Origin of the sequence: Mesorhizobium sp. M0244 (assembly GCF_040321795.1) — a bacterium.
Lineage (GTDB): Bacteria > Pseudomonadota > Alphaproteobacteria > Rhizobiales > Rhizobiaceae > Mesorhizobium.
In genome coordinates, this window is record NZ_JAMYSE010000041.1 from 48,975 (window position 1) to 59,125 (window position 10,151).

A 10,151-nucleotide genomic window follows, 5' to 3' on the forward strand; every position below is an offset into this window, starting at 1 on the left:
GATATCATGAAGAAACTCATTCTTGCGTCGGTTTCGGCGCTTGCCTTGCTTGGCGTTGCAGCCTGCAGCGACAGCGGCACCGATACCACCACGACGCAGAGCACCAACCCGCCGGCATCCGACCAGACGATGAAGCCGGCTGCTCCTGACGCAAACAAGCCTGCCGAGCCGGCTCCGGCACCTGCTCCTGCGCCGGCTGCCCCGGCGCAGTAGTCAATCTCACAAACCAGGAAAGGCCGGCCTCACACGCCGGCCTTTCTTTTGCTTACGAGACCCGCGCCTTGCGGCCGAGCGCGACGACGCTGGTAACCGCAACGCGAAAAGTACTGCCTCGCCCCCTCACATGCCGCCGAAATGACGATACCAAGGCGAATCGCCGGGCTCATCGTTTGCGCGCCGCAACTGCCGTTTGCGGATTTTCCATGGGTGAGCACTAGCGCCAGCCGCCTCAGGCATTCCGCCAAATCGATTGGGCCAGCCCCTGCGGCACTGTCTTGGCTTGATAGCGATGGGCGGTTGGCCCTATGAAGCCGTCATGTCGATTTGGGACCGCCTCGGCGACTTCGTCACACGCGTTTCATCTTCAGCGTCGTCAGGCGTCGCCGAAGTGGTCGAAGCCGTGCGCACGGTTTTCTCCGGCGATGCCGACTTGCGCCGGCGCGTCGCCTTCTCGGTGGCGATGATCGCGCTGTCGGCCAAGATGGCCAAGGCCGACGGCATCGTCACGCAAGACGAGGTGCGCGCCTTCCAGGAAATATTCGAGGTGCCGAAGGAACAGAGGCGCAATGTGGCGCGGCTCTACGATTTGGCCAAGCGCGACATTGCCGGCTTCGAGACCTATGCCGAGCGGATGGCACAGCTTTGCGGTTCGGGCCATTCGAATTGCCTGATGCTGGAGGACATACTCGACGGGCTGTTCCACATCGCCAAGGCCGACGGGCTGGTGCATGAGCGCGAGGGCCAATTCCTGCATCGCATCGCCGAGATCTTCCGCATCGACGAGGCGCATTACCAGAGCATCCTGGCGCGGCATGTCGATCTGGGTGCCGCCGATCCTTATGTTGTGCTCGGCATCGAGCGTGGGAAGCCGTTCGAGGAGGTCCGCAGGCGTTACCGCAAGCTGGTCTCCGACAATCATCCGGACCGGCTGATCGCGCGCGGCCTGCCGCAGGAATTCATCAAGATCGCGACGACCAGGCTGGCGGCGATCAACGCGGCCTATGAGATGATCGAGCGAGGCCTGCGGCACGCATGAGCGGCTTCCTGCCCGACGAGCCGAGCGCCGAGGTCAGGGTATCGCCGAATTTCGGACCACGGCGCGGGACGCTCAGACCCGACATGATCGTGCTGCACTACACCGGCATGGCGACCGGCGCCGGTGCCGAGGCATGGTTGTGCGATCCGGCAAGTGAGGTGTCGTCGCATTACCTGGTCCATGAGGACGGCCGCATCGTTCAGATGGTAAGGGAAAGCGACCGTGCCTGGCATGCCGGCAAGAGTTCGTGGTTCCGGCTGAGCGACGTCAACTCCTGTTCGATCGGCATCGAGATCGTCAATCCAGGGCATACGCTCGGCTATCGCAACTTTCCAAAACGGCAGATCGGCGCGGTGATCGGCCTGTGCGCCGGCATCATCGAGCGCCATTCCATTCCAGCACAGCGGGTGCTCGCCCATTCCGACGTGGCACCGGGGCGCAAGGTCGATCCGGGCGAGAAATTTCCATGGAAAGCCTTGTTTGCCGCCGGTGTCGGCCATGTTGTGCCGGCAGCACCGATCCGGCGCGGCGCCGTGCTGAAGCCAGGCGATACCGGCGCCGAGGTCGAGGCGCTGCAGTCGATGCTGGTACTCTATGGTTATGGCGTCGAGATCACCGGCGCCTTCGACCGGCAGACCGAAATCGTGGTTGCGGCATTTCAACGGCATTTCCGGCAGCGCTTGGTCGATGGCGTGGCTGACGGATCGACGATCCGCACACTGGAAAGGCTGCTCGCTTCCGTAAGGATAGCTTCTCCCAAATAGTCTTTCCCAAGCTTAAAAGTTACAATCTGTTACTCAAAGTGACTTGCCTCGCCTTCTTTGACGCCAATTCGGTCGTCAAAGGCGATCCGTACAGATTGTCGGACCTCTATCCCCCAAGATGTTCCGATGTTGATTGAGGGTATCTGCGCGAAGTTCTTTGTGCAGATCAAACAGAACAGGATCACATGCAGAAATTGACCGTTTTAACGGCAGCCATTGCTGCCGGCGTAATGACTTTTGCCTTCAGTGCGGCGAACAGCGCGCCGCTGAGCCAGCGGGCCGATCAGGGCTTCAGTGCCGCAGCCGGCAAAACCGCCATGCCGAAAGCCACCCGTGGTGCAAAAGTGGAGAAGACCGCCACCGCAAAAGTGGAAAAAGCGGCCGCGATAAAGACGAAAAAGCCAGCCGCTGCGAAAAAGCCAGCCGCTGCAAGAAAGACAATCTCCAAACAGCATGTGAAGCGTAACCGCAAACGCATCGACCACATGGCAACGGCATCGGTCGGCCCGAAGAGCAGGGCGGCGCCCAAGGCGGCGGTCGTCGGCGGCAGCGGACAGTATTCGGCGATCATTGCGCGTTATGCAGTCAGCTATGGCGTGCCGGTGTCGCTCGCCAATGCCGTCATCAAGATCGAGAGCAATTACCAGCCGAACCAGGTCGGCAGCGCCGGCGAGATCGGCCTGATGCAGATCAAGCCGGCGACGGCGCGGATGATGGGCTACAGCGGTTCGGTTCAGGGTCTCTACGATCCCGACACCAACATCAAATACGGCATGAAGTACCTCGCCATGGCGCGGGATCTCGGCGGCGGCACGACCTGCGGCACGATCCTGAAATACAATGCCGGCCATGGCGCCACACGGATGAACCCGGTGTCCGCAGCCTATTGCGGCAAGGTCAAGGTGCAGCTGGCAGCACTTGGAGCGCCCGCCTGACGGGCGATAAACTTGCTTTTTCGTTTGCGTTTTCCGGCCTGAACCCCTTTATACGCCTTGCCAGCTGGCCGGGCGGCCGCACCCGCGAAGCCGAAAGGCTGCGGGTGAGGAAAGTCCGGGCTCCATGGAGACACGGTGCCGGTTAATGGCCGGCGGGGGCGACCCCAGGGAAAGTGCCACAGAAAGCAAACCGCCACGATCTCTCGTGGCAAGGGTGAAAGGGTGGGGTAAGAGCCCACCGCGCGACTGGCAACAGGAGCGGCACGGTAAACCCCACCGGGAGCAAGACCGAATAGGGACGGTGCGAGGGGCAACCCTCGAGGGCTGTTTCCGGCTCACCGTCCGGGTAGGTTGCGTGAGGCGCATGGCAACATGCGCCCAAGATGAATGGCCGCCACGTTCTCGCCCCGCAAGGGGCGAGGGCCATACAGAACCCGGCTTACAGGCCAGCTGGCAGTTTCCCCGATAAAAGCAAGTCGTCTGAAATCAGCAGGTTGCGCCCTTCGGGCGCAGCTGTTGTTTCACTTTCGACCCGGCAATCGAGTGTGACAGTCCTTGAAAATGGTGCGATTAAATCGTACCATTTGGATGGCGGTATTCAGGAGCGCGTCATGGGCCAGGTCGATAAACGCAGCATCACGCTGTCGCCGGAACTGGCGGCGGCGGTCGACGACGTGGTCGCCGCCGGCGAATATGCCTCGGCGAGCGAGGTGATCCGCGACGCGCTGAGGCAATGGAAGGACCGGCGCGACCTGCTCGGCTACACGGTCGAGGAATTGCGCAAGCTGGTGCAGGAGGGGATCGACAGCGGGCCGGGACGGTTTGCGTCGATTAACGAAATCAAGGCCGAAGCGCGGAGACGATTGAAACCCAACAGCGCGGCATGAATTTGCTGCCCATCATCCGAACCGCAAATGCGGAAGAGGATTTGATCGCGATCTGGATTCATGTTGCGCAAGACAACGAGGCTGCAGCCGATCGATTGCTCGATCGGATCGAAGCCCGCTGGCAGCAAGTGGCCACTTATCCCTTCTCAGGTGCGCCGCGCGAAGACATCGCGACTGGAATCCGTCATCTGATCGTCGGCGAATACCTCACCCTGTACCGCGTCAGTGAAGAGGCGATCGAAATCGTTCGCGTGCTGCACGGCCGGCGCAAGATCGAGGCCGGCGATCTGAGTTCGTGATTGCCGATTCAGCTAGCGACTGCGTCTAGCGACGCCTCGATCGCCTGCCAAAGCTCTTCCACAGGTTCGCAGCCGACCGACAGGCGAACGAAGCCGGGCGGAACGGCGTCTCCTCTTTTTGCGCGCCGTTCGGCCGAAGTGTGCACGCCGCCGAACGAAGTCGCTGCCTGCATCAAGGCGCAGTTGTTGATGAAATCCTCGGCTTTGTCCTCCGAGGCAAGCGCGAACGAGATGAGAAAACCGAAACGCTCCATCTGGGCGCGGGCAAGATTGTGCGACGGGTCGCTTTCCAGTCCCGGAAAGCGCAAGCCGTTGACCGCGCGATGGTTTTTCAGCCGTCGCGCTATCATCTCGGCGGAAGCGCACATGCGGTCGAAACGCACGTCCAGCGTTTCGAGGCCGCGATGGACCAGCCATGTCTCGAACGGCCCGGGGATGGCGCCCGACGTCTCGCGCCAGTCGGTCACCCTCGAGATAATATCCGCGTTGCGGCTGGCGACATGGCCGAACAGCACATCGGAATGACCGTTAGGCGCCTTGGTGTCGGCAGCAATGACGATATCGGCACCGAGATCGAGCGGTCGTTGCCCGAAAGGCGTCATCGTCGTGTTGTCGACCACAAGCACCGCACCCGCTTTGTGCACGGCTTCGGCGACGGCTGCGATGTCGCATATATCCAGTCCTGGATTGGCGGGCGTTTCGACGAAGGCAAGCTGATACCCGTCAAAGCCGCCGTCGAGGAAGCTCGATGTCGGCCGGACATCGTAGGCGACGCCAAAGGATTTCAGGAAGCGGTCTGCCAGCGCTCTCGTCGTATGATAACCGTCGGACGGCAGCAGGATACGGTCGCCGGCTTTGAGCAGGCCGAAAAACACCGCCGAGATTGCAGCCATTCCCGAGGGAAAGGCGACGCATGGGGCGTCCTCCAGATGCGCCAGCATGTGCTCGACCGCATCCCAGGTCGGATTGCTGAAGCGGCCATATTGATCGAAGCCAGTGGCATCGCCGGGCGCGTGGAAAATGGCGGCCATGGTCAGGGGCAAGGGGATTGGGTCGCCCTTGGCAAGCCTGCCGCGACGCAGATGGGGAAGTGCCGCGGCGCGTGACTTGGCTGTTTCGGACATGATTTCAAACCTCGTTACTGACCGGAAATGGAGATGCCGAAGCTATGCGCGGCAGCGAGCCGCAGCAAGCCGCCTCCGGTTGGACCACACGGGTCTAAACTCTTCGTTAGGCTTAATAGAGGATAAAGACCTGAGTGCCGTCAAAGCTGCTCTCCCCAGTCGTGGCAGGCGCGTTTTGAAGACTGTTCCCGTTGACGCCCATAACACCCCATGATATCCCATTCCGATACTCAAGCCTTCGTTCCGTGTCAGGGTGAAGCGTACGCCAATCGGGCAGCCGCGGCGGCTGCGCGTTTGCCTGCGTTCGCCCGTCATAACGAAGTGCGTTTTGGGCAGCGACCGGGCCGCGGCGGCGCGGACGGGAAGATGCAGAGGGGTGCGGCGGCGCAAGCGGCCGTAACGCGTAATGGACCGGTTTCTGTCGAACGCGGTGAACAGGATCGATGCGAAGGGGCGGGTGTCCGTGCCGGCACATTTCCGTGCCGTTGTGCAGAAACGCGGCTATTCGGAACTTTATGCGCTACGCTGCCTGGATCGCCCGGCGATGGATGTTGGTGGGCTCGACCTGCTCGATCGCTACGAGCAGCGCATCGCGCAGGAAGACCCGTTCCTGCAGACGGCGGACGACATGTCGTTCTTCTGCCATGGCGATGGAACGTTTCTGAAGCTCGACCAGGATGGCCGTATCACGATGAGCGATTTCATTCGCGAGCATACCGGCATTTCAGCGGAAGTGGCCTTCGTTGGCCGCGGCAATTTCTTTCAGATCTGGGAGCCGGGACGGCTCAGTGCCTATGGGACGGAAGCACGCGCCCGGCTTTTGCAGCTTCGGCAGGGGACGAAGCCTGGGGAGCGGCCGGAATGATGGCGGGCGACGGCGATGAAGTTCATGCTGTTGGCGGACCAGCCCGTCATATTCCGGTCCTCCTTGCCGAAGTGCTGGAGGCTTTGTCGCCGACAGAAGGCGAGGTGATCGTCGACGGCACGTTCGGTGCCGGCGGCTACACGAAGGCCATTCTGGCAAGCGGAGCCTCGGTCGTCGCCATCGACCGCGATCCGGATGCGATCGCAGCGGGGCGGGCCCTTGAACAGCAGTCGGGCGGCAGGCTCAGGCTTGTCCAGGCACCGTTCTCGACGCTTGACGAGCAGGTTGAAAGTGCCGATGGCGTCGTGCTCGACATCGGCATCTCCTCCATGCAGATCGACCAGCCGGAGCGCGGCTTTTCATTCCGCGCCGATGGACCGCTCGACATGCGCATGGCGCAGGCGGGCCTGAGCGCCGCCGACGTCGTCAACACCTTCAAGGTGGGCGATCTTGCCCGCATCTTCGGTTTTCTCGGCGAGGAACGCCATGCTGGGCGCATCGCCCGTATGATCGAGAGCCGTCGCGAAAAACGCCCCTTCGAGCGCACGCTCGACCTTGCCGATGCCATCGAGACGCATATCGGCCGCGCGCCGAAAGACAAGATCCATCCGGCCACCCGCGTTTTCCAGGCGTTGCGCATCTTCGTCAATGACGAGCTCGGCGAACTGGCCAAGGCGCTGTTTGCCGCCGAGCGCGCGCTGAAACCGGGTGGGCGGCTTGCGGTGGTGACGTTCCATTCCTTGGAGGACCGCATCGTGAAGCGCTTCATCGCCGACCGTGCGGATTCAGCGACCGGATCGCGGCATCTGCCCGAGGCGCAGGCGCGCACCGCCACCTTCACGAAGAAGGGCAGCGGCGTGACGCCTGGCGATGCCGAGATATCGGCCAATCCGCGGGCGCGCTCGGCAAGGCTGCGCGCTGCGATCCGTACAGAGGCGCCGGTGCGCCCTGGCGATTTTTCGATTTTCGGCCTGCCAAAACTGCCTGGCCCAAAGCTTCCCGGTGTCGATCGACCGGGAGAGAGGTGAGCACGTGTTTCGTACCAGCGACATAGTCCTGATCGCCGTCATGGTCTCGGCGGCTGCCCTGACCTACAAGACCAAGCGCGAGGCCGAGGAGCAACTAGCGGCAGTGCACAAGATCCAGGCGCAGATCCGCTATGAAGAGGACACGATCGACCTGCTCAAGGCGGACTGGAGCCTGCTTACCCAGCCGTCGCGCCTGCAGAAGCTGACCGAGCTCTACAAGTCGCAACTCGGACTCGAGCCGGTCAATGCGCGGCAGATCGTCGGGCTGGACGATCTGCCGGCGAAACCCGTCAACATCGAGGACCTTTCATCCCAGCGGCTGGGCGGCATGGCCGATATCGGCGGCAAGGATCCCGTGGTGACTGGAGGCATCGTCCAATGATCACCGGATTTCCAATGGCCGCCAGATTTCCAAAGATTGGGAGGCTGCTGAAGCGCGGTTCGAAGCCCGGCGCGGGCGGATCGATCGTGGTCGAAGGTGCCCGCAAGGCGACCGGTGGCAAGGGCAGAACCCGCATCGTCATGACGATGGCGGTGTTCTTCGGCATCTATTCGACCATTGCCGGGCGGCTGGTCTATCTGGGTTTCCAGAATCCCGACCTGTCGGGCGGCCCGCAGAGCCGGGTGACGGCATCGCGACCCGATATCGTCGATCGTAACGGCGAAGTGCTGGCGACCGACATCAAGACGGCGTCGCTGTTTGCCGAACCGCGCCGCATCGTCGACGCCGACGAAGCGATCGAAAAACTGTCGACGGTGCTTCCCGAGATCGACTACGAGCAGACATACAACAAGTTGAAGAGCGGCGCCGGCTTCGTCTGGCTGCAGCGCCAACTGACACCGAAGCAGCAGGCCGACATCATGCAACTCGGCATCCCCGGCTTCGGCTTCCGCACCGAAAAGCGCCGGTTCTATCCGGCCGGCGAAACCTCGTCCTACATTGTCGGCCTCACCAACATCGATAATCAGGGCATCTCCGGCATGGAGAAATACATCGACGAACAGGGCTTGAGTGACCTTCAGGCGTCGGGCCTGGCGGTAGCCAAGGATCTGAAGCCGGTGCAACTCTCGATCGACCTGCGCGTCCAGCATATCGTACGCGACGAGGTCGCCACGGGCATGGAGAAATACCACGCGATCGCGGCGGGCGCCGTCGTTCTCAATGTCAAGACCGGCGAGGTGCTGGCGATGGCCTCGGTTCCGGATTTCGATCCGAACAACCCCTATAACGCGCAGGACAAGGACCGGCTCAACCGTATGTCGGCCGGCCTCTACGAAATGGGGTCGACCTTCAAGAGCTTCACCACCGCCATGGCGCTCGATTCCGGCAAGATAACGCTGCAAAGCCGTTTCGACGCATCGCGCCCGATCAGGATCGGCCATCAGACCATCCATGATTTCCATGGCAAGGGCCGGGTACTGTCGGTGCCGGAAGTGTTCATCTACTCATCCAACATCGGCTCTGCCAAGGAAGCCGAAGCGGTTGGCATCGACGGACACCGCGAATTCCTGCATCGCCTGGGAATCCTCGAGAAGATGCAGACCGAACTGCCAGAAGTCGCCCGGCCGACCGAGCCCAAGGTCTGGAAGCAGGTCAATTCGATCACCATCGCCTTCGGCCACGGTGTGTCGACGACGCCGCTGCAGACGGCGGTCGGCTGCGCCGCGCTGATGAATGGCGGCTATCTGATGGACCCGACTTTCCTGCCGCGCACGCAGGAGCAGGCGATGGCGGTGGCCAAGAAAGTGGTCAGCGACAAGACCGTCGAGGGCATGCGCTACCTCTATGCACTCAATGCCGAAAAGGGATCCGGCCGCAATGCACGGGTGCCAGGATACCGGGTGGGCGGCAAGACGGGAACGGCGGAGAAGGTCGTCAACGGCCGTTACTCCAAGGAAAAGAATTTCAACGCCTTCGTTGCGGCTTTCCCGATGGACGATCCGCAATACATAGTGCTGACGATCGCCGACGAACCGAAGCCGGAAAAGCCCGGTATGGGCGCGACGGCCGCCTCGAATGCGGGCATCATGGCTGCAAACATCATCCGACGTGCGGCTTCCATGCTTGGCGTGAAGCCAGATTTCAGCCATGAAAATGGTGCAACGCTGGTTTCCTATCAGTGATTCTTGGGGCGCGCCGGCAACTGCGCGCTATTTTGTTGCGATGAACGGGGTTCGATGAAGCTGAAAGATCTAGCCGGTATCCTGCCTGTCGAGGGGACAGCTTCCTTCGACATGGAGGTTACAGGGATTTCGTCGGATTCCCGCCAGGTAACACCGGGTGTCGTCTTTTTCGCGCTCACCGGCTCCAAGGCGGATGGCGCAGCCTATGCCGCCGATGCCGCGAGCCGCGGCGCTGCAGCGATCGTGGTCGGCAAGGGCAGTGTGGTCGCCGGGCTGCCAGTGCCGGTTCTCTCGGTCGACGATCCGCGCCTTGCGCTGGCGCTGAGTGCTGCCCGTTATTTCGGCAAGCAACCGCAAACCATGGTCGCGGTGACCGGCACCAGCGGCAAGACCTCTGTCGCCGCATTCACCCGGCAAATATGGGAGCAGGCGGGCTTCGCCGCCGCCTCGATCGGCACGACCGGCGTGGTGGCGCCGGGCCGCAACGAATACGGCTCGCTGACCACGCCCGATCCGGTGGCGCTGCACAGGCTGCTCGAGGAATTGGCGGAGGCCGGCGTCACCCACGCCTCGATGGAAGCGTCCAGCCATGGCCTCGACCAGCGCCGGCTCGACGGCGTCAAGCTTGCGGCCGGCGGCTTCACCAATCTCGGCCGCGACCACATGGACTACCATCCGACGGTCGAGGACTATCATCGCGCCAAATTGCGTCTGTTCGACGCGCTGCTGCCGAAGGGCGCGCCGGCCGTGATCTTTGCCGACGACCCGTGGGCGGAGCCGACGATCCAGGCGGCGCGGGTAGCGGGACTGAACGTGCTGACAGTCGGCCGCCGCGGCGATTTCCTGCGGCTGAAGCGGGTCGAGCACGAG

12 protein-coding genes and 1 other RNA gene are annotated in these 10,151 nt (G+C 62.4%); 12 read left to right on the forward strand and 1 reads right to left on the reverse strand.

Annotated features, from left to right (window positions below):
• The first annotated feature begins 6 nt into the window (after positions 1-6).
• The 7 genes from NKJ08_RS22480 to NKJ08_RS22510 all read left to right on the forward strand — a co-directional run bounded on the left by NKJ08_RS22480 (position 7) and on the right by NKJ08_RS22510 (position 4,140).
• The gene (locus NKJ08_RS22480; RefSeq protein ID WP_254819002.1) at positions 7-213 is read left to right on the forward strand and encodes a hypothetical protein; all 207 of its coding nucleotides are present in this window, start codon (positions 7-9) and stop codon (positions 211-213) included.
• 322 nt (positions 214-535) lie between these two features.
• Positions 536-1,255 carry a TerB family tellurite resistance protein gene (locus NKJ08_RS22485; RefSeq protein ID WP_352453144.1) on the forward strand — a complete coding sequence of 240 codons (720 nt, stop codon included), beginning with the start codon at positions 536-538 and terminating at the stop codon, positions 1,253-1,255.
• Entirely contained in the window at positions 1,252-2,019 is a 768-nt protein-coding gene (locus tag NKJ08_RS22490) for an N-acetylmuramoyl-L-alanine amidase (RefSeq protein ID WP_352524257.1), read from the forward strand. The genes NKJ08_RS22485 and NKJ08_RS22490 overlap by 4 nt, the downstream gene beginning before the upstream one ends.
• A 185-nt stretch (positions 2,020-2,204) precedes the next feature.
• Positions 2,205-2,954, forward strand: coding sequence for a lytic transglycosylase domain-containing protein (locus NKJ08_RS22495; protein ID WP_352524259.1), 750 nt, complete (start codon positions 2,205-2,207; stop codon positions 2,952-2,954).
• A 60-nt stretch (positions 2,955-3,014) separates the two neighbouring features.
• Positions 3,015-3,412: RNase P RNA component class A (rnpB, locus tag NKJ08_RS22500), an RNA gene on the forward strand.
• 153 nt (positions 3,413-3,565) lie between these two features.
• Positions 3,566-3,841 (forward strand): type II toxin-antitoxin system ParD family antitoxin, encoded by a 276-nt coding sequence (locus NKJ08_RS22505; RefSeq protein ID WP_352524260.1) that lies wholly within the window; start codon positions 3,566-3,568, stop codon positions 3,839-3,841.
• Positions 3,838-4,140 carry a type II toxin-antitoxin system RelE/ParE family toxin gene (locus NKJ08_RS22510; protein ID WP_352524261.1) on the forward strand — a complete coding sequence of 101 codons (303 nt, stop codon included), beginning with the start codon at positions 3,838-3,840 and terminating at the stop codon, positions 4,138-4,140. The genes NKJ08_RS22505 and NKJ08_RS22510 overlap by 4 nt, the downstream gene beginning before the upstream one ends.
• 8 nt (positions 4,141-4,148) lie before the next feature.
• Here the strand turns inward: NKJ08_RS22510 and NKJ08_RS22515 are convergent, their stop codons facing one another.
• Positions 4,149-5,264: a cystathionine gamma-lyase gene (locus tag NKJ08_RS22515; protein WP_352524262.1), complete on the reverse strand. Its 1,116-nt coding sequence runs from the start codon at positions 5,262-5,264 to the stop codon at positions 4,149-4,151.
• 406 nt (positions 5,265-5,670) lie between these two features.
• On the opposite strand from NKJ08_RS22515, the gene mraZ reads away from it, so the two are divergent.
• From mraZ to NKJ08_RS22540, 5 genes are all read left to right on the forward strand, one after another.
• Positions 5,671-6,129 (forward strand): division/cell wall cluster transcriptional repressor MraZ, encoded by a 459-nt coding sequence (gene mraZ, locus NKJ08_RS22520; protein WP_254818997.1) that lies wholly within the window; start codon positions 5,671-5,673, stop codon positions 6,127-6,129.
• Positions 6,126-7,157, forward strand: coding sequence for a 16S rRNA (cytosine(1402)-N(4))-methyltransferase RsmH (gene rsmH, locus NKJ08_RS22525; protein ID WP_352524264.1), 1,032 nt, complete (start codon positions 6,126-6,128; stop codon positions 7,155-7,157). Before mraZ ends, rsmH begins: the two co-directional genes overlap by 4 nt.
• Before the next feature lie 4 nt (positions 7,158-7,161).
• Entirely contained in the window at positions 7,162-7,539 is a 378-nt protein-coding gene (gene ftsL / locus NKJ08_RS22530) for a cell division protein FtsL (RefSeq protein ID WP_352524265.1), read from the forward strand.
• 14 nt (positions 7,540-7,553) lie between these two features.
• Positions 7,554-9,281: a peptidoglycan D,D-transpeptidase FtsI family protein gene (locus NKJ08_RS22535; RefSeq protein ID WP_352524267.1), complete on the forward strand. Its 1,728-nt coding sequence runs from the start codon at positions 7,554-7,556 to the stop codon at positions 9,279-9,281.
• Between the two features lie 54 nt (positions 9,282-9,335).
• Positions 9,336-10,151: Mur ligase family protein (locus tag NKJ08_RS22540; protein WP_352783379.1), on the forward strand; the 816-nt coding region annotated here is incomplete at its 3' end.